The sequence below is a fragment of the Bradyrhizobium sp. genome (assembly GCF_052389815.1).
Lineage (GTDB): Bacteria > Pseudomonadota > Alphaproteobacteria > Rhizobiales > Xanthobacteraceae > Bradyrhizobium.
The window spans coordinates 1-21,189 of record NZ_JBQTHN010000261.1 but is presented as its reverse complement, the minus strand read 5'-3'; the positions used below and the strand labels follow the sequence as shown (position 1 = coordinate 21,189).

Genomic DNA, 21,189 nt, shown 5'->3' with positions numbered 1-21,189 from the left:
CGGGATCACAATAACCGTTCCAGCCGGGACCTTCAAAGATTGTGTGAGAACACGCGAGTATAGCCTCACCAATCCATCCGATATCACGGACAAGTGGTGGTGCCCTGGAGTGGGACTCGTCAAGGACACCTCGGATGGCGAACTGGTTGCGTCCGACGCATTGCCTGGCTCGGACATGGCGAGCTTCGGAAAACACCATCGGGAGCCTCGGAAGCAGACTGTGCCACCGGTTGCAAAAATCAGCTCGTCGGAGGCGACGGAAACCGCACTCAAGGAAGTCCCGGGCAAGGTCACGTCGATGAAGATTGAGAGATACGGAAAGTACAATGTCTACGCCGTGGAGATCATTGCCGCACAGGACGGAGTGGAAACCGATGTCTTCATTGACATCGAGACGGGGAAGGTGGTGGGCACGGATAAGTAACCGTTGTTCGCGATTGAGCGGAAAATGTCCTCTCTGGAGGAGGCCGAAAGGATAGTGATGAAAGGGTACCGTCATGAGGAAAGGAATTTGCGCGGGACTGTTCGCAATCCTGTTCACCCCTGTGGCCGCGGCCGGAGTGGAGGCGCCAAAGGGCCTCGGCTCCGAGGAATTCGGCCTGACTCCACGTGAGCTGGTCCAAGCGATCGAAAAGACCGAGCAGCTGATCGCGCGTTGCATGAGCGAACAGGGCTTCAAATACATTGCGGCCGACGCCACCACGGTTCGGGCCGGCATGGCGGCGGACAAGAACCTTCCCGGCCTCAGCGAGGAGGAATTCGTCAACCGGTATGGCTTTGGTGTATCCACCTTCTACACCGGTCTGCCACCTCAGCTATCGACCGGCTACAACCCGGGTCGCGTGGGTCTTGGCGAACGCAACGTGCAGATTTTTCGCAACCTCTCCGCTGCGGATCAAGTCGCCTACAATCGCGCACTGCTCGGGGACGACGCCTCCGCGACCTTCGCGGTCGCGCTGGAGATAGAGGATCTGTCCCGGACTAGTGGTTGCACGCGCAAGGCCGTCTCGGAAACGTTCAAACCCGATCAGCTGAAGGCCAGCCACTACAATCCCCAGGATGCGCTCATCAACAAGGACCAGCGCATGAAGGCCGCCCTCGGATACTGGCAACGCGAGATGAAGAAGGCGGGCTTCGAATACAGCCACCCGGACGAGATCGAGCCCGATCTGAGAAACCGGCTCAGCGCGCTGACCGAGGGTGGCAAGCTCTTGGTTTCCAAGATGTCGAAGGACCAGAAGGCCGCGCTGCGGAAGCTTCAGGATTACGAACGCAGTGTGGCTGCGAAGAGCTTCAAGATGTCAGAGGAGGTGCTGAAACCGGTCGAGGAACGGATCCAGGAGGAACTGTTCTCCCGGAAGGTACAATGAGGCAGCCCGTCACGTCCCGGACTTCCCCGGATCAGCGGCGACGAGTAAGCTTGCTTCCCGGCGGGCACTGCGTGGAAGGCTAGCGTAACGCTTCAAGCCAGGAGGTCCCGCGCGCTTTTATTTGGGCAAGGACTACGGCATGATTGCGAGCCGCGTAAATGTTCTGTGGGTGGTTCTGAGCGCGGTGGGCGGTATGGCGCTTGGCGCGTGGTACATGGGTTCCAGGATTCAGTCGCCTGCCGAGATGGCGGCGCGGACCGCACCGCCTGAACCCTCCCCGATCCTGGTACCTGTCGAGTCCCGGGTCCTGAGTACTGATGTGGTCACCCGCGGCACGGTTCGCTTCGGGCTTCCGCAGCCCGTGTCGATTGCGCCTTCCACCGTCAAGGGCGGGGCCGGGCTGATCTCGTCGCTGCCGCGGCCAAATACACCGTTTAACGAAGGCGAGGTCCTGATGTCTGCGTCTGGACGTCCTGTCTTCGTCCTGCGTGGCGCAGCGCCGGGCTTCCGCGACATGTCGCCAGGAACCAGCGGGAGCGACGTGCAGCAGGTCGAGGCCGCGTTGGCCCGACTCGGCTTCGATCCGGGACCAGTCGACGGCAACTATGACCAGAAGACATCCGCCGCGGTCGAGCGCATGTACCAAAAGGCCGGTTGGGATGCGTTCGGACCGACGCGCGAACAACGCGCCGCGATTGCCGCTATCGAGCGAGACTGGTCGGATGCCGCGCGAAGCCGGCTTGCAGCCGAGACGGCGCGCGACACGGCGGTGAAAGCGGTGGCCGCCGCGCGGGCTATCGGAGAGCAGAACATTCGCCAGGCAACGATCGACAGCGCGGCGCGCTACGGCACGGCCAAGCAGCTTGCAGACGCCCGGGCGGGCAAATCCCTCCTCGTTGAAGCAGAGCGTGCCCGGGGCACGCATGCTGCAGCAATGGCCGACGCCGATATCAAGACACAGGTTGCCGATCGTGCCTTGGTCGTTCTCGATCCGCGCCAGACCGAGATGACGAAGGCTGCGGCCGAGGCCAAACTGCGAGTAGCGCAAAGCGCGCAGCGCAAGGCAAGGGTCGAGGCCGAGCTTGCGATTGAGAACGCGACGCGGGAAGCCAGCCTGGCCGACGAACGGATCAAGGCTGCCGAGGGCGCCGTGAAGGCAGCGCGCCTTGAAGGTGAGCGGAGCGTGCGCGCGGCCCAGGAGCAACAGACACTTTCCGAATTCGACGTCAAAGTCGCAACCGAACGATTCGAGCGGTTGGACCGCGAACTCGCGGCGGCGCGCGCGAGACTCGGCATCCAGGTACCTGCGGACGAAGTCGTGTTCATCCCGTCGCTGCCGATTCGCGTGCACGAAGTGACAGCGGTCGTTGCCGGCAGTGCTTCCGGACCGGTGATGAGCGTAACGGACAACGAGCTCAGCATCGACTCACAAGTGGCCATCGAGGCCGCGCCGCTGGTGAAACCCGGCATGAAGGTCGCGGTCGACGAGCAGGCGCTTGGGATCAAGGCGAGCGGCGTCGTGGAGACGGTGGCCAACACGCCCGGCACGCGCGGCGTCGATGGGTACCACTTCTATCTCGGGGTCAAGGTCGAGAACACGCCGGTGCCACTTGCTGGGTTTTCCGTCCGCTTGACCATCCCGATCGAAACCACGAAGGGGGCGGTGATCGCAGTGCCGACCAGCGCGGTGTCGCTTGCCGCCGACGGAACATCGCGCGTGCTGGTCGATCGCGGCGGCCGGCAGGAATATGTTACCGTGCAACCTGGGCTTTCAACAGGAGGATATGTCGAGGTCAACGCCCCCAACGGGCAACTCGTCCCCGGCCAACTCGTGGTGGTCGGCTACAAGACCGCGGAGCCAGTAGCAATGAAATGACAGTCAGCTTCAAGCTACGTCAAGCCCCGACGATCAAAGCGGCTTCCGCCGATCCCGACTTGGTGCTCGACCTGCGCAAGGTTTGCAAGCAATTCGGGAGCGACCCCGCGGTCAACGCGTTGATTGATGTCGACCTGGTGCTGCAGCGTGGCGAGTGGCTGTCGATAACGGGTCCGTCCGGCTCGGGGAAAACCACTCTGTTGAATGTGCTCGGTTGCCTCGACCGGCCAACCAGCGGCCAGTACCTGCTTGATGGCACCGAAACGACAACGCTGAGCGAGAAAGAGCGGGCCGGATTGCGCGGCCGGCGCATCGGCTTCATCTTCCAGTCGTTCCACCTGCTGCCGTATCGCACGGTTCTCGAGAACGTCATGCTGGCGGAAGTGTACCGGGGGCGCACCGCTCGCGGGCGGCGCGAGCGTGCGATGGAGCAAATTCGCCGCGTCGGTCTCGCGCATCGCGCCGATTTTCTGCCTTCCAAATTGTCAGGTGGCGAACGTCAGCGAGTGGCGATCGCGCGGGCCCTGATGGGCTCGCCGAGCCTGCTGCTGTGCGACGAACCGACCGGCAATCTCGATTCCAAGAATACTGAATCGATCCTGGACTTCTTCGCCGAGCTCAACAAGGAAGGAATGACGATCGTTGTCGTTACGCACGACGAAAACGTGGCGCACCGTGGCTCGCGCAGGGTCAATATGAAAGATGGCGAACTTTTCGGCGGACGCGAGCCATCAGCATCATCTCTATCCAGGGTGCGCATTGCGGCGTCAGGGATCACAGCGCGCGACCTCGTCAACGAGGCGATAGCCGGAGCGATCTCTCGACCGGCGCGTATGGCGCTGACCGTGCTTGGCATCGTGATCGGCATGTCGGCGCTCGTCGCTACAGTCGGCCTCACGCGAACCGCCGGCAACCGCATCATCAGCCAGTTCGACCAGCTTGCGGCCACGGAGCTCTTCATCTCGGCACGGCCAGGCGGCGCTGTCGGCATGATTGATCCACGTGCCATTCCGTGGGACGCACCGGAACGACTCACGCGGCTCAACGGTGTTGTCGCCGCAGGCTTGCTGAGCGATGTCAAAGTCCAGGATTTGCTTATCAGTGCATCCCCGGTGGTGGATCCAGCCAATCAGACGGCAATCAGGCTGGCGGTGCGCGCTGCCTCGCCCGATCTGTTCCGCGCGGTGCGCGGCGAACTTGCCTCGGGACGGTTTCTGGATGATGGACATTCGGAACGTGCGGACCGCGTCGCGATACTCGGTCCAGATGCCGCGCGACGCCTGGGTATCAGTGGCGTCGAGCGACTGCCCGCGATCTATGTCGGCGATCACCTCTATCTCGTGATCGGTATACTTCGCGATGTGGTGCGAAAGCCTGAGCTGCTTGGCTCCGTCATCATCCCCGAGGGCACAGCGCGGCGGTATTTCAACCTCCTGGGGCCTGGCTTGGTGGTTGTAGAGACGAAGATCGGCGCCGCTTCCCTGATCGCACTTCAGGCACGGCCGGCGCTGCGGCCGGACGACCCACGCGCGCTTCGCGTGCAGTTGCCACAGGAGCCGCGACGGGTGCGCGACGACGTACAGACCGATCTCAACGTCATGTTCCTGCTGCTGGGCGGACTGTCGCTCGTAGTCGGCGCGCTGGGCATCGCAAATATCACGCTCGTTGGCGTGATGGAGCGGACGGGAGAGATCGGACTGCGCCGTGCTATTGGCGCGACTCGTCGCCACATCGCGGAGCAGTTCCTTGTTGAGAGTGCGGCCATTGGGACTGTGGGGGGGCTGCTTGGATCCAGCATCGGCGTGCTCATTGTGGTCGGCGTCTCAGCATATCAGGTTTGGACACCGGTGCTCGATCCGCTCGCTCCCTTGCTCGCGCCGATAGTCGGCGGCGTGATCGGTCTTCTATCCGGAGTATATCCAGCGCTACGCGCAGCTGCGCTGGAACCCGCCGAAGCGCTCCGGAGTTAGTTCAGACGGGATTTGCCTGACAGCATCAATCGGGAATCTGTCGTCAAAAGAGGCCGCGCCAGTGAGCGGCCTTTGGTTCCTGGCTACCGGCCGCGAATGACGAACCTTGGTCCGCCGTAGTAACCGTATCCGCGATCATAGTAGCCGGGACCAGCGTAGTAGTTGTAGCCGCGGCCGACGACGTAGCTGGGGTCATCCCGGTAGTAGTAGCGCCGGACATGGCGCGGTCCGCGAGTCCGCCAGCAGCGTCCATACTCGTTGCAGACCAAGCGGACTTGGTTGACACTGAGGACTTCGGTGTGGCCGATCGCTATCGCGTTGAGAGGGGCGGCGGAAGCGACGGACGCGACCAGCGCGGCACCGAATGCGCCCAGTGCGATGGCCTTCATGGACTTCTCCCTTCGTTGCGCGAGACAATCGATCTCGAGGAAGCGGTCCCGGATCAAGCCTTGGTCTCGAATATCTGCTCTACGGCTTCCCGAAATGCCGACTGTGCGGCAGGTCGAGATCATGATCGGCCCTCTGCCGGGGACGACCATAGAATGTGAATGAAGCCTCGCACCCGAGGTCAGTCAATAGCAGCTGTGGGTCAAAGGCGACTTCGCGACAAGTGCCGCTATCGGTGCAGAGCGGAGATTGCCAAGCTGGTCGACGTTGATGGGGCCGTTCGATGACAAAAGCGCACTGCGCTGCTTGGCCTTTTCTTGCGATAGAGCCGCCGAATCTACGATCGGGTGGAGAGGCCATAGCCACATCACATGTGGAGCAGTAGTTTACGGGCTGCCGAAGCATGGCAACGAGCAACGAAGTGAGGCGTTTCTGGTGCGGTGGCCCAACGGGCGGCGAAATGAAAGCCTGATAAACCTCTGATTTCGCTGGTGGGCCCGGCAGGACTCGAACCTGCAACCAGACCGTTATGAGCGGCCGGCTCTAACCATTGAGCTACGGGCCCCGCCGCGGGCGGCCACTTGCGGCGGCCGGCAACGGTGCCGCAACCGTTTACAGGCTGACCGGCCATCCCGCAATGCCGCCTCTGGTCCCCCGAACCCCGGCGAGTTCGAGCACCTTGTGTCACCTTGCGGTGTCGTCGGCGACGAACTCGTCGAACCCGGCGGGGTCATCGGCTCCCGGATATCGCCGACATCGGCCACCTGCGTGAGGCCTTCATGTCGCCTATTTCTTGACCAGCGAACACTCCGGGTTCGGCGGACCAAACGCCTCCTCGCCCGGAATCTTCGCAAGGATCTGATAGTAATCCCACGGATACTTCGACTCTTCCGGCTTCTTGACCTGCACCAGCCAGAGATCGTGCACCATCAGGTTGTCCTCGCGCAGTTTGCCGTTGCGGGAGAAGAAATCCTCGACCGGCTTCTCGCGCATCTTCGCCGCCACCTTCAGGGGATCGTCGGTGCCGGTTTCCTTGATGGCGTTGAGGTAGTGCATCACCGACGAGTAGACGCCCGCCTGCCACATCGTCGGCATTCGGTTCAACTTGGCGAAGAAGCGCTTCGACCATTCGCGCGTCTTGTCGTCCATGTCCCAGTAGAACGAGGTCGTCAGCAACAGGCCCTGCGCCGCCGGCAGGCCCAGCGAATGGATATCGGTGATCAGCGCCAGCAGCGCCGCCATCTGCTGGCCGCCCTTGAACACGCCGAACTCGGCGCCGGTCTTGATCTCGTTCATGTTGTTGGGGGGACCGGCGGCGATGCCGATGATCTTGGCCTTGGAGGCCTGCGCCTGCAGCACGAAGGAAGACAGGTCCGGCGTCGCCAGCGGCGGGCGCACCGAGCCCAGCACCTTGCCGCCGTTCTTCGTCACCACGGCGGCGGCGTCGCGCTCGAGAGCGTGTCCGAACGCATAGTCGTCGGTGACGAAGAACCAACTGTCGCCGCCGCGCTTGACCACCGCCTGTGCCGTGCCGACCGCAAGCGAACGGGTATCGATCACCCATTGCATCGCGTAGGGCGAGCAGGATTTGCCGTGGAAGTCGGCGGCGAGGGTCGAATGGGTGATGAACAGCTTCTTCTTCTCATTGGCGATGCCCTGCACCGCAAGCCCGACTGCGGAAACCGGCACGTCCAGGATCAGGTCGACCTGCTCGACATCGTACCAGCGCCGCGCGATGCCGCCGCCGATGTCGGGCTTGAGCTGATGATCGCCGACAATGATGCTGATCGGCTTGCCCAGCACCTTGCCGCCGAAATCGTCGATCGCCATCTGCGCCGCGGCGACGGAGCCCGGTCCGGTCGGCGTGGCGGCAGGGCCGTTCATGTCGGTGAGCACGCCGATCTTGACGACGTCGTCGGAGACCTGTGCGAGCGCCGCCGATGAGGCAAGCATCGCCGCCGCGCCCAGCACCGCCGCGGAAAACTTCCTGGACATTCCCATTCCCTCCTAGAGCATCGGCGCTTTGGCCGTTCTTGTGCGGCGGCTCGATAGCGCCAATTGGTCTCATTTGCAACTAGTTTTGAGATCCATCTGACTTGCCCGCACTGGATAGTTCGGCGACCGCCGCCTGTCTGTCCCCACAACTGGGGACACCGTCATTGGGTCCAATCGGCGCATGCCGCGGCGGTATTTGGTTCTGTATTTCCGGCCCGATTCAGGGCATAGGCGAACCCATGACCTCGTCCCAGCGCCTGCCGGCTTCGCTCACGCCGCTCGATGTCGCGCTCAATGCCCTGTTGAATGGACTGGAACCGGTGGCCCCGGTGGAACTGGCGCTGACGCAGGCGCTGGGGTGCATCGCGGCCGAGATGCCGATGCTTGCCGCGCACCCTCCGCATGACGTCGCCGCCACCGATGGTTTTGCATTGCGCGCGGACGATCTGGTCGGCGCGTCGTCGTATTCGCCGGTGGAGCTGACCTCGTCGCCCGCCTGGGTTGAGGCAGGCGAGGCCATGCCAGGTGGCTGCGACTGCGTGGTGGACGCCGACTCCGTCGATGCGTCGGGTCCGTCAGTGCAAGTCATGGCCGAAGCCGTGCCGGGGCAGGGCGTTCGCCGCGCCGGCAGCGATCTTGCGGCCGACAGTGTTGTTGCCGCACCCGGCCGTCGCATTCTGCCGCGCGATCTCCTGATCGCGAGGGCCGCGGGGTTGAAAGCGTTGCGCGTGCGGCGGCCGCGGCTGCGTATCGTCAACATTCCCGGCGCCGGACTCACGGCGGATCTGATCGCGGAGAGCGGGCGCAGCGCAGGTGCCGAAGTGACCAGCGTCGAAGCGGCAGGACGCGATGCAGCCTCGACCGCGAGCGCGCTCGGTGACGGAGGCTGCGATCTCCTCATCGTCGTCGGGGGCAGCGGCGTTGGCCGCAACGACGCGGCGCTGTTGGCGCTGGCCGAGCGCGGCAAAGTCATTGCGCATGGCATTGCCCTGCAGCCCGGCCGTACCTCCGGCGTCGGGCGGATCGGCAAGACGCCGGTTGTCGTGCTGCCGGGCGCGCCGGACCAGGCTCTCGCCGCGTGGTGGACATTGGCGCTGCCGGCGCTGGATCGCCTCTCGGCGCGCCGGCCGCGCAAGGCGATCGGCCTGCCGCTGGCGCGCAAGATTGCTTCCAGCGCAGGTCTTGCCGAAATCGTGCTGCTGGAACGCAGGAACGACGGCTGGGCGACACTCGCTTCCGGCGAACTCTCGCTGGGAGCGATTGCCCGGGCGGAGGCCTGGCTCGTCGTGCCCGGTGGGTCCGAAGGATTTGCAGCGGGCACGACGGTCGATGCCTATATGCTGAAGGAATGACAAGAGCGTCCGCATGACCCGCGATATCCATCAGCATCGTCATTCCGGGGCGCGCGCTAGCGCGAACCCGGAATCTCGAGATTCCGGGTCTGGTGCTGGCGCGCCATCCCGGAATGACAGTGGTTCTCATCTCGACCAGGGCCAGTTCCTGACCATCCTGTCGCGCGAAGAGGCGATCGCTCGGTTCGAGGCCGCGCTGTTCCCGCGTACCGTGCCGGGCGAAAGACGAAGACTCGCCGATGCACTCGGCTGTGCGCTGGCCGAGGACGTGACCGCGCCTATCGATGTGCCGCCGTTCGATCGTTCCAATGTCGACGGTTTTGCCGTGCGCTCGGCCGATCTCGCCGCCGCCAGCGAGGCGGCGCCGGTGCGGTTGATCCTCAACGACGAGGTGATCGCCTGCGGCATCGCGCCGATGCGGCCGGTACTGTCGGGCTCCGCGACGACGATCGCGACCGGCGGCCCGGTTCCGCGCGGGGCGGATGCCGTCGTCATGATCGAGCACACCCAGCCGGCGGGCAACCGCGCCATCGAGGTTCGCCGCGCCGCTTCGCCGGGGCAGTTCGTTTCCCATGCGGGCTCCGACATCGCGCGCGGCGAGGCGCTCTTGCGTGCCGGCACCATGATGGGCTCGCGCGAGATCGGCATGCTCGCGGCGTGCGGCATCGCTGAAGTGGCGGTTGCGCGTCGCCCACGGGTGGCAATCCTGTCGACCGGCGACGAGCTCGTGCAGCCGGGCAACCCGCTGTGCCCCGCCGCGATCTACGACACCAACGGTGCCGTCGTCACGGCGGCGATTGCCGAGAACGGCGGCGAGACGAACTTCCTCGGCGCGATTCCCGACGACGAGCAGGCGCTGGAGACTGCCATGCGCAGCGCACTGGCAGCGAGCGACATGCTGGTCATGTCGGGCGGGACATCGAAGGGCGCGGGCGATATCTCCCATCGCATCATCGGCAGGCTGGGTAAGCCCGGCATCGTCGCGCACGGCGTGGCGCTCAAGCCCGGCAAGCCGCTCTGCCTTGCGGTGTGCGACGGCAAGCCTGTCGTGATCCTGCCGGGCTTCCCGACGTCTGCGATGTTCACGTTCCACGACATCATCGTGCCGGTGCTGCGCAGGATGGCCGGTCTGCCACCCCGCGCCGACGCCAAGGTTTCCGCGCGCGTGCCGGTGCGGATTGCGTCGGAGCTCGGCCGAACCGAATTCGTCATGGTGTCGCTGGTCGAGGGCGCCGAGGGGCTGATCGCCTATCCCACCGGAAAGGGCTCCGGCGCGATCACGTCCTTTGCCCAGGCCGATGGATTCCTGAAGATCGACGCGCTGGCCGACCAGCTGCCGGCCAACTCCGAGACCGACATCACGCTGTTCACGCCGCATGTACGCGTACCCGACCTCGTCATCATCGGCAGCCATTGCACCGGGCTCGATCTCATCACCGCGCCGATGGCGCATGCCGGACTTGTCGTGCGATCGATTGCGGTCGGCAGTCTTGGTGGACTCGCCGCCGCCAGGCGCGGCGAGTGCGATCTGGCGCCGATCCATCTGTTCGATGAGAAGAGCGAGAGCTACAACACGTCATATCTCACCGAGAACCTCGAACTCGTTCCGGGCTGGCGCCGCATGCAGGGCATCGTCTTCCGCAAGGGCGATGCCCGCTTCGAGGGATTGGGTGTGGAGGACGCCGTGCGCGCCGCGCTTGCCGACCCCGCCTGCATCATGGTCAACCGCAACCAGGGGGCGGGCACCCGCATCCTGATCGACCGCCTGCTCGGCGGTGCCCGTCCCGACGGCTACTGGAATCAGCCGCGCTCGCACAATGCGGTGGCGGCCGCCGTGGCGCAGCATCGCGCCGACTGGGGAATGACGATTGCGCCGGTCGCGCATGCGGCGGGGCTGGGCTTCATTCCCTATGCCGAGGAGCATTACGACTTCGCGCTGGTGAAGGCACGCAAGCAGCGGCCGGCCGTGCAGGCTTTTCTCGATGCGCTGGCATCGGAAGCGGGCCGCACGGCGCTGGAACGAGCCGGTTTCAGACCCGCCTGAAGCTACCGTCGATTTCCATCCAGCGCCGCCAGGCGGTCGGCCTCGGCAATGTCCTCCACCGTATTGGCATTGAAGAAGGGATCGAGCGGCGTGGCCGGCCACGTCACGGTGGCAAGGCGGTAGCGCGCCGTCCAGCGGTCGATTTTCCTGATGTCCTCGACGACAAGCGAATGCCGGAGCTCTTCGCGCAGCGCCACGCTCCACAGCCCGATAACCGGGTGGGATTGTCCGTCGGACGCGGCGACGGCGAGCTGTGCGTTGTCGGCGATCATTGCCGCATGCAGGCGCGCGACGAGGTCACGCGGCAGGAAGGGGCAATCCGCCGCGGCGCTCAGCACCAGCGAGACATCGGGCCGGTTTGCCGCGACCCAATCCAGCGCCGCCAGGATTCCGGCGAGGGGGCCGGGAAAGTCCGCGACGCTATCGGCAACCACGGGCAATCCAAATGAGGCAAAGCGGGCCGGATCGCCATTGGCGTTGATGATCAGCCCGTCGCATTGCGGCGCAAGCCGCGCGATCACGCGGTCGAGGATAGTGCGGCCGGCGATGGTGCGCATCGGCTTGTCGCCACCGCCCATCCGCCGCGCCAGACCGCCGGCCAGCAGAACACCTGGAATTTTCGACGCGCCCTCGCGCGCAACGTCAGTCGTCACGCGCTTCGCCCTTGCGCTTGTGACGCGCGGATTCTTCCTCGACATAGTCGAGGTTCTGGTCGTAGACGAGCCGATCCTGCCCGGACAACGCGATGAAGCGCTTGCCGCGGGTGCGGCCGACCAGCGTGAGCCCGACCTGCCGCGCCAGCTCGACGCCCCACGCCGTGAAGCCGGAGCGCGAGACCAAAATCGGGATTCCCATCCGCACCGTCTTGATCACCATCTCGGACGTCAGCCGCCCGGTCGTGTACATGATCTTGTCGGCAGGATCGACGCCATGGCGGAACATCCAGCCTGCGATCTTGTCGACCGCGTTGTGGCGGCCGACGTCCTCGGTGTAGCAGATCGGCGTGCCCTCTTTGCACAGCACGCAGCCGTGGATCGCGCCGGCCTCCAGATACAGCGACGGCATGGTGTTGATGGCATGGGTCATCTGGTAGAGCCAGGAGGTGCGAAGCTCCGCCTTCGGCAGATCGACGTTTTCGATCGCCTCCATCAAATCGCCGAACGCGGTGCCCTGGGCGCAGCCGGAAGTTTGCGTGCGCTTCTTCAGCTTCTGTTCGAAATTGGTGTTGTGCTCGGTGCGCACCACCACCACCTGAAGGTCGTCGTGATATTCGACCTCGGTGACGACGTCTTCGTATTTGAGCATGTTCTGGTTGAGCAGATAGCCGAGCGCCAGATATTCCGGATAGTCGCCGATCGTCATCATGGTGACGATCTCCTGCGCGTTCAAATACAGCGTCAGCGGCCGCTCGACCGGAACCTTGATCTCGACCTCCGCCCCATGCTGGTCGGTGCCGCGGACGCGCTCGGTCAGCCGCGGATCGTCCGGATTCGGCACTATCAGGGGGACAGGGGCCTTTTCGATCTTCATCATGACCGCGACGTTAGCATGACTTTCCCTGCGCTCCGATATAATGCAACTAGGGACGAGGTTTAAGGCTGGTTCCGGCCGGCCATTGGGAAGGCGACAATGAAGGTAATTGGTCTCGCGGGATGGAGCGGCGCCGGCAAGACCACCTTGCTGCAGCGCGCGATTCCGCGTCTGCTCGAGGAGGGACTTCGCGTCTCCGTGGTCAAGCACGCCCACCACGAATTCGACGTCGACGTGCCCGGCAAGGACTCCTGGGTGCACCGCCGGTCCGGCGCGTCGGAGGTGCTGGTCGCCTCGAGCCGGCGTTGGGCCTTGATGCATGAACTGCGCGGTGCGGCCGAGCCCCGGCTGCAGGAACTGCTGGCCAAGATGGCGCCGGTCGATCTGGTGCTGGTCGAGGGATTCAAGCGCGAGCCGCATCGCAAGATCGAGGTGCACCGCGCCGCCAACGGCAAGCCGTGGCTGTTTCCCGGCGACTCCGGCATCGTCGGCATCGTGACCGATGCGGAGGTCGAGACGAGGCTGCCGGTCGTCCATCTCGACGATATCGATGCAGTCACCGCGCTGATCAAGCGCGCCGCGATTTCGATCGAGGACCTCTTTTCGGAAGCGACTGCATAGGGCCGGCAAGCGATGGCGCAACTGTCCGACGATTGCTTTGCCTTTGGCGGCCCGATGATGTCGGTCGATGAAGCCGTCGGTCTCATTGCGGCCCGGGTCAACAAGGTCGAGGAGATCGAGACTGTCGGGCTGGCTGATGCCGACGGGCGCATCCTCGCGCATGATATCGCCGCGCCGTTGCCGCTGCCGCCCTTCACGAACTCCGCGGTGGATGGCTATGCGGTTGCAAGCCGCGATTTGCCGAAGGGTGAGGCCGAAGCCTTTCCCGTGACTGGCCGCGTGCAGGCGGGCGCTTCCGCCGGCGACGCCATCACGGCGCGGCATGCGGTGCGCATTTTCACGGGCGCGCCGATGCCCGCCGGCGCCGACACCGTCTTCATGCAGGAGGACGTGACGGTGGAGGCCGGCAAGGTGGTGCTTCCCGCGGGGCTCAAGCCCGGCGCCAATGTTCGTCCCGCGGGCGAGGACATTCCGCTCGGCTTTGCCGCGCTGAAGGCCGGGCAGCGGCTGCGGCCGCAGGATGTCGCGCTTGTCGCAGCTTTCGGGCTGACGCATATCCAGGTCTGCCGGCGCATTCGCGTCGCGGTGTTCTCCACCGGCAACGAACTGGTGTCGCCGGGCGAGGCGCGCGCCGCGCCGCAGCTGTTCGATTCCAACCGCTTCATGCTGATGGCGATGCTGCGCCGGCTCGGCTGCGAGGTCAGCGATCTCGGCATCTTCGCCGATGAAAAGATATCGCTCGCGACCGCCTTGAAGCGCGTGGCCGGCCAGCACGATCTGCTGCTTACCACCGGCGGCGTCTCGACCGGCGAAGAGGATCACGTCAAGGCGGCGGTCGAGAGCGCCGGCTCGCTCGTGCTGTGGCGGATGGCGATCAAGCCCGGACGTCCCGTCGCGATGGGCATCATCGGCGGCACGCCGTTCATCGGGCTGCCCGGCAATCCCGTGGCGAGCTTCGTCACCTTCGTCCATGTGGTGCGCCCGACCATCCTGGCGCTGTCGGGCGCGCGGCAGGAGAAGCTCATGCCAATGCCGGTGCGGGCGGCGTTCTCGTACAGGAAGAAGATCTCGCGCCGCGAATATGTCCGCGTCTCCCTCCGCCGGGGCGCAGACGGTGTGCTGGAGGCGACCAAGTTCCCCCGCGAGGGCGCAGGCCTGTTGTCGTCGCTCGCCGATACCGACGGTCTTGCCGAGCTTGGCGAGGATGTCACCCAGGTCTCGCCCGGCGAGACGATCGGCTTTTTGTCCTGGGCCAGCCTGATCAACTGATCCGTCGTTGACGATGTCAGGTCCGTTCGCCATCCTCACCTGATGACCACAACCAAGCTCGATCTCGCCGGTCTGAAATGTCCGTTGCCGGCCTTGAAGACGCGGAAGGCCCTGAAGTCGCTCGCCGCTGGCGACCGGCTGGAAGTGCTGTGCACCGACCCGCTGTCGGTGATCGACATTCCCAACCTCATTCGCGAGACCGGCGACAAGGTCGAGATCACCGAGCGCAGCGAAAGCCGCATCGTCTTCCTGATCGAGAAGACCAATGGATCGATAGGCAAAGCCGATACTGCGTCGTCGACGCATAATTGAGTTTTGGTTTGCTGCGCTGTGCCGGTAGACTCCGCCGATCGACCGACAGCGGAAAGCACTGCGAGATGTACACGAAGCAGCGGAACTGCCATTTTGACCGTTCCCGGGTAAGCGCGCGCCCCGTTCGAAAGGGATCCTTTGCCGATTGTTGGCCCGGAATGACGATTTCCTTAAATCCTTATCCAGGCGCGAGAATTCTCTTGGCATCTGGCATGCCAGAGAATAGAGTCGCTGAAGATCAAGACTAGGGAACGAGACGTTTTTCAAATGGCTCACGACGTCCAACAGGTCCGCGTGTTCGATCATCCCGGCGAGGGCCGCAAGCGCGCCAAGGCGACGCCGAAGGGACGCCAGATCGATCCCGCGGCCGCGCACGAGATCGAGCTTTTGCTCGGCGACCGGCCGCGCCGGCGCGATCTCCTGATCGAGTATCTGCATCTGATCCAGGACAAGTACCATCAGATATCGGCGGCGAATCTTGCCGCGCTTGCCGACGAGATGAAGCTCTCCTTCGCCGAAGTGTTCGAGACTGCGACCTTCTATGCGCATTTCGACGTGGTGAAGGAAGGCGAGAAGGACATCGCGCCGCTCACCATCCGCGTCTGCGACTCGCTCACCTGCGCGATGATGGGCGCGGAAAAGCTGCTGGAGGAATTGCAGAGCAAGGCCGGCCCCGGCATCCGCGTGGGGCGCGCGCCCTGCGTCGGGCGCTGCGACACCGCGCCGGCCGCTGAAGTCGGCCATAACTTTGTCGATCGCGCCAGCGTCGATAATGTGTTGGCAACCGCGAAGGCGGGCGACACGCATGCGCATCTGCCCGACTACGTCGGCTACGACAAATACCTGGTCGGCGGCGGCTACAAGCTGCTGAGCCGCCTGCGCTCGGGCGAATTGTCCAGGGAAGACCTGCTGAAGTCGCTCGATGACGCCTCGTTGCGCGGCCTCGGCGGCGCCGGCTTTCCCACCGGCCGCAAATGGCGCGCGGTGCTCGGCGAGCCCGGCCCGCGGCTGATGGCGATCAACGGCGACGAGGGCGAGCCCGGCACCTTCAAGGACCGCTTCTATCTCGAGACCGATCCGCATCGCTTCATCGAGGGCATGCTGATCGGCGCGCATGTCGTCGAGGCCGCCGAGGTCTACATCTACATCCGCGACGAATACCCGGCCTCGCGCGAAATTCTGGCGCGCGAAATTGCGAAGCTGTCTCCGGGCGGGCCGAAGCTGCATTTGCGCCGCGGTGCCGGCGCCTATATCTGCGGCGAGGAATCCTCGCTGCTGGAGAGCCTCGAAGGCAAGCGCGGCCTGCCGCGGCACAAGCCGCCTTATCCGTTCCAGGTCGGCCTGTTCGGCCTGCCGACCCTGATCAACAATGTCGAGACGCTGTGGTGGGTGCGCGACATCGTGGAGAAGGGTGCCGACTGGTGGAAGAGCCACGGCCGCAACGGCCGCCAGGGCCTGCGCAGTTTCTCGGTCTCGGGTCATGTGAAGAACCCCGGCGTCAAGCTCGCGCCCGCCGGCATCACCGTGTGCGAGCTCATCGACGAATATTGCGGCGGCATGGCCGACGGCCACAAATTCCGCGCGTACCTGCCGGGCGGCGCATCGGGCGGCATTTTGCCGGCTTCGATGAGCGACATTCCGCTCGATTTCGGCACGCTAGAAAAATACGGCTGCTTCATCGGCTCGGCCGCGGTCGTGATCCTTTCCGACAAGGACAGCGTGCGCGGGGCGGCACTGAACCTGATGCGCTTCTTCGAGGACGAGAGCTGCGGCCAGTGCACGCCTTGCCGCGTCGGCACGCAGAAGGCGGCGCTGCTGATGGAACGCCCGGTGTGGAACCGGGCGCTGCTCGACGAATTGAGCCAGACGATGCGCGATGCCTCGATCTGCGGCCTCGGCCAGGCGGCGGCCAATCCGCTGAGCTCGGTGATCAAATACTTCCCGGACGAGTTCAAGGAAGCTGCGGAATGACGAAGATTACGTTCGAGCTCGACGGCAGGCAGGTCGAAGCCGGACCCGGCGAGACCATCTGGCAGGTGGCCAAACGCCAGGGCCGCGACATCCCGCATCTGTGCTATTCGCCGGCGCCCGATTATCGCCCCGACGGCAATTGCCGCGCCTGCATGGTGGAGATCGAGGGCGAGCGCGTGCTCGCCGCCTCCTGCAAGCGCACGCCGACGATCGGCATGAAGGTGAAGACCGAAAGCGCCCGCGCGGTGGCCGCGCAGAAGATGGTGATGGAGCTTCTGGTCTCCGACCAGCCGGCGCGTGAGACGTCGCACGATCCGGACTCCAAGTTCTGGAACTGGGCCGAGACCATTGGCGTCACCAAAAGCCGCTTCCCCGCCGCACAGCGCTGGCAAGGCGATGCCAGCCATCCGGCGATGCGGGTCAATCTCGATGCCTGCATCCAGTGCGGCCTGTGCGTGCGCGCCTGCCGCGAGGTTCAGGTCAACGACGTCATCGGCATGGCTTACCGCAATGCCGACGCCAAGATTGTGTTCGACTTCGACGATCCCATGGGGGAATCGACTTGCGTCGCCTGCGGCGAATGCGTGCAGGCCTGCCCCACCGGTGCGCTGATGCCCGCCGTGATGCTGGACGAGCAGCAAACCCGCGTCGTCTACGCCGACAAGAAGGTGGACTCGCTGTGCCCGTTCTGCGGCGTCGGCTGCCAGGTCACCTATCAGGTCAAGGACGAGAAGGTGATCTATGCGGAGGGCCGTGACGGCCCGGCCAACCGCAACCGCCTCTGCGTCAAGGGCCGCTTCGGCTTCGACTACATTCACCATCCGCACCGCCTGACAAAACCGCTGGTGCGGCTGCCGAACGCGAGGAAGGACGCCAACGACCAGGTCGATCCCGCCAATCCCTTCACGCATTTCCGCGAGGCGTCGTGGGAAGAGGCGCTGGACATCGCCGCCAAGGGCTTGGTGAAGATCCGCGACGAAAGGGGCGTCAAGGCGCTGGCCGGCTTCGGCTCGGCCAAGGGCTCCAACGAAGAGGCCTATCTGTTCCAGAAGCTGGTGCGCACCGGCTTCGGCTCCAACAATGTCGACCACTGCACCCGGCTCTGCCATGCCTCCTCGGTGGCTGCGCTGTTCGAAGGCTTGCACTCTGGCGCGGTGTCGGCGCCGTTCTCGGCCGCGATGGACGCCGAGGTCATCATCGTGATCGGCGCCAACCCGACCGTGAACCATCCGGTCGCCGCGACCTACTTCAAGAACGCGGTCAAGCGCGGCGCCAGGCTGATCGTGATGGATCCCCGCCGGCAGGCGCTGTCGCGCCATGCCTGGAAGAACCTTGCCTTCAAGCCCGGCGCCGACGTCGCCATGCTGAATGCGATGCTCAACACCATCATCACCGAGGGCCTGACCGACCAGCAATATATCGCGGGCTACACCGAGGGCTTCGACGAGCTCGCCGAAAAGATCAGGGAATTCACGCCGGAGAGGATGGCGCCAATCTGCGGCATCGACGCCGAAACTCTGCGCGAGGTGGCGCGCACCTATGCGCGCTCGCGCGCCTCGATCATCTTCTGGGGCATGGGCATCAGCCAGCACGTCCACGGCACCGACAACGCGCGCTGCCTGATTGCGCTGGCGCTGACCACGGGGCAGATCGGCCGTCCCGGCACCGGCCTGCATCCGCTGCGCGGCCAGAACAACGTGCAAGGCGCGTCCGACGCCGGCCTGATCCCGATGTTCCTGCCGGACTACCAGCCGGTCGGCCGCACCGATCTGCGCCAGCCGTTCGAGAAGCTTTGGCATCAGGAACTCGATCCCGTGCGCGGTCTGACCGTGGTCGAGATCATGAATGCGATCCACGCTGGCGAGATCACCGGCATGTATATCGAGGGCGAGAACCCCGCGATGTCCGATCCGGACCTGCAGCACGCCCGCGGGGCGCTCGCAAAACTCGATCATCTCGTTGTGCAGGATCTCTTCGTCACCGAAACTGCATTCCACGCCGACGTCATCCTGCCGGCTTCCGCCTTTGCGGAAAAGTCCGGCACCTTCACCAACACCGACCGCCGCGTGCAACTGGCGCGCGAAGTGGTCAGGCCGCCGGGCGATGCGCGGCAGGATCTGTGGATCATCCAGGAGATCGGCAAGCGCATGGGCCTGCCGTGGAACTATGGCGGCCCGGCCGACGTGTTCGCCGAGATGACGCAGGTGATGCCGTCGCTGAAGAACATCACCTGGGATCGCCTGGTGCGCGAGGGCGCCGTCACCTATCCGGTCGACGATCCCACGAAGCCCGGCAACGAGATCATCTTCACCACGGGTTTTCCGACCGAAAGCGGCCGCGGCAAGATCGTGCCGGCCAAGGTCGTGCCGCCGGACGAGCTGCCCGACGCCGAATACCCGATGGTGCTTTCCACCGGCCGCGTGCTCGAGCACTGGCACACGGGCTCGATGACCCGCCGCGCTGCCGTGCTCGACCAGATCGAGCCCGAGGCGGTCGCCTTCATGTCGCCGAAGGACATGCGGCGGCTCAACGTCTGGCCGGGCGATTCCATCCGCCTCATGACCCGCCGCGGTGCCGTCGAGGTCAAGGTACGCTCCGACGGCGACGTGCCCGAGAACATGGTGTTCATGCCGTTCTGCTACGCGGAGGCGGCGGCGAATTTGCTGACCAATCCGGCGCTCGATCCGTTCGGCAAGATTCCCGAGTTCAAGTTCTGCGCGGTCAAGGCGGAGAAGGTCGAGCAGCGGATTGCGGCGGAGTAGCACGGTCCTTGCGGACGAAATCCTCGTTGCGGCGCTTCACTGCGCGGGAAGGACAAAGACCTGCCCCGGATAGATCAGGTTCGGATTACGGATCTGTGCCCGGTTCGCTTTGTAAATGACGGCGTAGCGCGTGCCCGCGCCATACGTCAGTTGGCTGAGACGCCAGAGGCTATCTCCACGCGATACCGTTGTGGTCGTAATCTTCGGCACCACCACGGTGGAGGGCGGCGCGCCTTTGTCCGGAACGACGGTAGCCCCTGCGGCCGCAAGCTGCGGCTGTTGCGTAGCTGTCGATTCCGGACGCTTCGGCGCCGTGGCCTGCGGCGGCACGGAGGCCGTAGTATGCGGGGCGTTGAACGGCACTTCGGCGCGCGCACGCACCGAGCCGGAACTCGATGCCTCGTCCAGTCTGACGCGGTAGTTCCCGGGCGCCACCCCTTCATTGATGGTCACTGCAAAACGCCCATCCGTGTCGGCTGTTACCGAGGTAACGAAGCTGTCGTTGAGGTAGAGCCTCAAGGCCGCGCCGGCGCGTGCCTGGCCGCTCACATGGAACTTGCCGCCCGGCTCGATCTCGACGGTCTCCACGACCACGGCGCCGGCCGCCGGTTTCGGTGCGGCCGGTTGCGACAGCACGACGGTGGGTTTGTCAGGCGTGATCAGCGCCACGATCGGCTGGTCGGTCGATCTCGGCTCCAGCGCTGCGGTCACGCGCTGTCTGGACGTGGCTTGCTTGCCGTCTGCTTGTTTGGATCGCAGCGTCAGGTCGTAAGTGCCTGGCGGAAGCTTTGGCGGGACCATGACGAACTGTCCCGATTTATCAGCGACCGCGCGATCATGCACCTCGCCATCGCGCAGCAACTCGACCGTTGCGCCTGGCGCTGCCCGGCCCGCGACGACGGCTTCGCCCGTCGGCTGGATCCTGGCGACGTCGAACGTCGGTACGCCATCGCCGCTCTCTGGCGGCGGACGTGATCCGATCAGAGCGTCCATAACGGCGCTTGTTTCCGATTCGGCCCTTGCGAGTGAGGGTGCGCTCCGCTCTCGTGCGCCAGGTGCAGGCTCCGGGATCACCGGCGCTGCCGTTGCAACTCTGGCCTCAACCGGCGGCTCGCGGCGGACGTATTGGATGGCGAAGACAACGCCACTGGCCGTAACAACCGTCAACAGGGCTACGACTACTCGGCTAATCGATATGGCAGTCATGACACTCTACCCCTGCCGGATCGCTGCTCGTGTACTCTATACCTTCTCGAGCAAGGAGGGTACCAATTCGCAGTCGGAAGATGAGGTCTTACGTGAAAATTATCACTGCAAATCGGCTCCCAATAGCGGGTTGGCATTCTGCGGCCACTGCCGGGACGCTAGTCCGGTTCCGCGGCGGGCTGGTGCGCCGGGCTTCGACGAAGGCGCTCAGCACTGCAAGCGCGAGATGGCCGCGGTGGGACAGGTCTCTATGAGATTCCTATAACGCTCCCACCAGGCACCGATGCGTCGTTGCGAGCTTCGGCGGACCGGCCGCTCGCAATGACGTGGGGAGAACATGGACGTGGAGAGAACATGCGCACTCGTTCTCACGGCGCGGAATCGCCTGAGTTTTGCATCTTCGTTGCTCCCTCCTGGATAGAGGGCGCGGAGAAGGCCGGGCGCCGGCTGCGCCCGCAGCACCGTGTGCAACGGTAGTAAGAAAACGCACACGGATTTGACAGGTACAGCCAGGACATCCCGAC

The 21,189-nt window shown here is 64.7% G+C and carries 16 protein-coding genes and 1 tRNA gene; 11 read left to right on the top strand and 6 right to left on the bottom strand.

Annotated features, from left to right (window positions below; genetic code table 11):
• The 4 genes from ACT4OC_RS32530 to ACT4OC_RS32515 form a co-directional block, all read left to right on the top strand.
• Positions 1 to 424, top strand: a 424-nt coding sequence (locus ACT4OC_RS32530) for a PepSY domain-containing protein (protein ID WP_444843169.1), incomplete at its 5' end; no start/stop codon positions are given.
• 73 nt (positions 425 to 497) lie between these two features.
• Positions 498 to 1,370, top strand: a complete 873-nt coding sequence (locus tag ACT4OC_RS32525) for a hypothetical protein (RefSeq protein WP_444843168.1) — start codon at positions 498 to 500, stop codon at positions 1,368 to 1,370.
• Between the two features lie 121 nt (positions 1,371 to 1,491).
• Complete coding sequence (locus ACT4OC_RS32520; protein ID WP_444843167.1) at positions 1,492 to 3,246, top strand: peptidoglycan-binding protein; 1,755 nt, start codon at positions 1,492 to 1,494, stop codon at positions 3,244 to 3,246.
• Positions 3,243 to 5,216, top strand: coding sequence for an ABC transporter ATP-binding protein/permease (locus ACT4OC_RS32515; protein ID WP_444843166.1), 1,974 nt, complete (start codon positions 3,243 to 3,245; stop codon positions 5,214 to 5,216). Before ACT4OC_RS32520 ends, ACT4OC_RS32515 begins: the two co-directional genes overlap by 4 nt.
• Positions 5,217 to 5,299: 83 nt before the next feature.
• Here the strand turns inward: ACT4OC_RS32515 and ACT4OC_RS32510 are convergent, their stop codons facing one another.
• The 3 genes from ACT4OC_RS32510 to ACT4OC_RS32500 form a co-directional block, all read right to left on the bottom strand.
• A complete protein-coding gene (locus ACT4OC_RS32510; RefSeq protein WP_444843165.1) occupies positions 5,300 to 5,605 on the bottom strand; it encodes a hypothetical protein in 306 nt (101 codons plus the stop codon).
• Between the two features lie 487 nt (positions 5,606 to 6,092).
• Positions 6,093 to 6,168 (bottom strand) — tRNA-Ile (locus ACT4OC_RS32505).
• A gap of 221 nt (positions 6,169 to 6,389) precedes the next feature.
• Positions 6,390 to 7,598, bottom strand: a complete 1,209-nt coding sequence (locus tag ACT4OC_RS32500) for an ABC transporter substrate-binding protein (protein ID WP_444843164.1) — start codon at positions 7,596 to 7,598, stop codon at positions 6,390 to 6,392.
• Between the two features lie 239 nt (positions 7,599 to 7,837).
• Between ACT4OC_RS32500 and ACT4OC_RS32495 the strand changes: the two genes are divergently transcribed.
• Entirely contained in the window at positions 7,838 to 8,950 is a 1,113-nt protein-coding gene (locus ACT4OC_RS32495) for a molybdopterin-binding protein (protein ID WP_444843170.1), read from the top strand.
• 13 nt (positions 8,951 to 8,963) lie between these two features.
• Entirely contained in the window at positions 8,964 to 10,994 is a 2,031-nt protein-coding gene (locus ACT4OC_RS32490) for a molybdopterin biosynthesis protein (protein ID WP_444843163.1), read from the top strand.
• A gap of 2 nt (positions 10,995 to 10,996) precedes the next feature.
• Here the strand turns inward: ACT4OC_RS32490 and mobA are convergent, their stop codons facing one another.
• Complete coding sequence (gene mobA / locus ACT4OC_RS32485) at positions 10,997 to 11,692, bottom strand: molybdenum cofactor guanylyltransferase MobA (protein WP_444843162.1); 696 nt, start codon at positions 11,690 to 11,692, stop codon at positions 10,997 to 10,999.
• Positions 11,637 to 12,527, bottom strand: a complete 891-nt coding sequence (locus ACT4OC_RS32480) for a formate dehydrogenase accessory sulfurtransferase FdhD (RefSeq protein WP_444843161.1) — start codon at positions 12,525 to 12,527, stop codon at positions 11,637 to 11,639. Before ACT4OC_RS32480 ends, mobA begins: the two co-directional genes overlap by 56 nt.
• A gap of 96 nt (positions 12,528 to 12,623) precedes the next feature.
• Here ACT4OC_RS32480 and mobB point away from each other — a divergent pair, with 96 nt between their 5' ends.
• The 5 genes from mobB to fdhF all read left to right on the top strand — a co-directional run bounded on the left by mobB (position 12,624) and on the right by fdhF (position 19,459).
• Positions 12,624 to 13,145, top strand: a complete 522-nt coding sequence (gene mobB / locus ACT4OC_RS32475) for a molybdopterin-guanine dinucleotide biosynthesis protein B (RefSeq protein WP_444843160.1) — start codon at positions 12,624 to 12,626, stop codon at positions 13,143 to 13,145.
• A gap of 12 nt (positions 13,146 to 13,157) precedes the next feature.
• Positions 13,158 to 14,414, top strand: coding sequence for a molybdopterin molybdotransferase MoeA (locus ACT4OC_RS32470; protein ID WP_444843159.1), 1,257 nt, complete (start codon positions 13,158 to 13,160; stop codon positions 14,412 to 14,414).
• Between the two features lie 42 nt (positions 14,415 to 14,456).
• Positions 14,457 to 14,726 (top strand): sulfurtransferase TusA family protein, encoded by a 270-nt coding sequence (locus ACT4OC_RS32465; RefSeq protein ID WP_444843158.1) that lies wholly within the window; start codon positions 14,457 to 14,459, stop codon positions 14,724 to 14,726.
• Between the two features lie 267 nt (positions 14,727 to 14,993).
• Positions 14,994 to 16,697: an NADH-ubiquinone oxidoreductase-F iron-sulfur binding region domain-containing protein gene (locus tag ACT4OC_RS32460; protein ID WP_444843157.1), complete on the top strand. Its 1,704-nt coding sequence runs from the start codon at positions 14,994 to 14,996 to the stop codon at positions 16,695 to 16,697.
• Entirely contained in the window at positions 16,694 to 19,459 is a 2,766-nt protein-coding gene (gene fdhF / locus ACT4OC_RS32455; RefSeq protein WP_444843156.1) for a formate dehydrogenase subunit alpha, read from the top strand. The genes ACT4OC_RS32460 and fdhF overlap by 4 nt, the downstream gene beginning before the upstream one ends.
• Positions 19,460 to 19,495: 36 nt before the next feature.
• Here the strand turns inward: fdhF and ACT4OC_RS32450 are convergent, their stop codons facing one another.
• On the bottom strand, positions 19,496 to 20,452 hold the full coding sequence (locus ACT4OC_RS32450) for a LysM peptidoglycan-binding domain-containing protein (protein WP_444843155.1): 957 nt from the start codon (positions 20,450 to 20,452) through the stop codon (positions 19,496 to 19,498).
• Between the last annotated feature and the right edge of the window lie 737 nt (positions 20,453 to 21,189).

Bases quoted from the DNA above. Each gene is read 5' to 3' on its own strand.
- ACT4OC_RS32500 (WP_444843164.1), bottom strand. From the start codon at position 7,598: ATGTCCAGGAAGTTTTCCGCGGCGGTGCTGGGCGCGGCGGCGATGCTT.
- ACT4OC_RS32490 (WP_444843163.1), top strand. From the start codon at position 8,964: ATGACCCGCGATATCCATCAGCATCGTCATTCCGGGGCGCGCGCTAGC.
- ACT4OC_RS32460 (WP_444843157.1), top strand. From the start codon at position 14,994: ATGGCTCACGACGTCCAACAGGTCCGCGTGTTCGATCATCCCGGCGAG.
- ACT4OC_RS32495 (WP_444843170.1), top strand. From the start codon at position 7,838: ATGACCTCGTCCCAGCGCCTGCCGGCTTCGCTCACGCCGCTCGATGTC.
- ACT4OC_RS32480 (WP_444843161.1), bottom strand. From the start codon at position 12,527: ATGATGAAGATCGAAAAGGCCCCTGTCCCCCTGATAGTGCCGAATCCG.
- ACT4OC_RS32450 (WP_444843155.1), bottom strand. From the start codon at position 20,452: ATGGACGCTCTGATCGGATCACGTCCGCCGCCAGAGAGCGGCGATGGC.
- mobB (WP_444843160.1), top strand. From the start codon at position 12,624: ATGAAGGTAATTGGTCTCGCGGGATGGAGCGGCGCCGGCAAGACCACC.
- fdhF (WP_444843156.1), top strand. From the start codon at position 16,694: ATGACGAAGATTACGTTCGAGCTCGACGGCAGGCAGGTCGAAGCCGGA.
- ACT4OC_RS32515 (WP_444843166.1), top strand. From the start codon at position 3,243: ATGACAGTCAGCTTCAAGCTACGTCAAGCCCCGACGATCAAAGCGGCT.
- ACT4OC_RS32510 (WP_444843165.1), bottom strand. From the start codon at position 5,605: ATGAAGGCCATCGCACTGGGCGCATTCGGTGCCGCGCTGGTCGCGTCC.
- ACT4OC_RS32465 (WP_444843158.1), top strand. From the start codon at position 14,457: ATGACCACAACCAAGCTCGATCTCGCCGGTCTGAAATGTCCGTTGCCG.
- ACT4OC_RS32470 (WP_444843159.1), top strand. From the start codon at position 13,158: ATGGCGCAACTGTCCGACGATTGCTTTGCCTTTGGCGGCCCGATGATG.
- ACT4OC_RS32525 (WP_444843168.1), top strand. From the start codon at position 498: ATGAGGAAAGGAATTTGCGCGGGACTGTTCGCAATCCTGTTCACCCCT.
- mobA (WP_444843162.1), bottom strand. From the start codon at position 11,692: ATGTCGAGGAAGAATCCGCGCGTCACAAGCGCAAGGGCGAAGCGCGTG.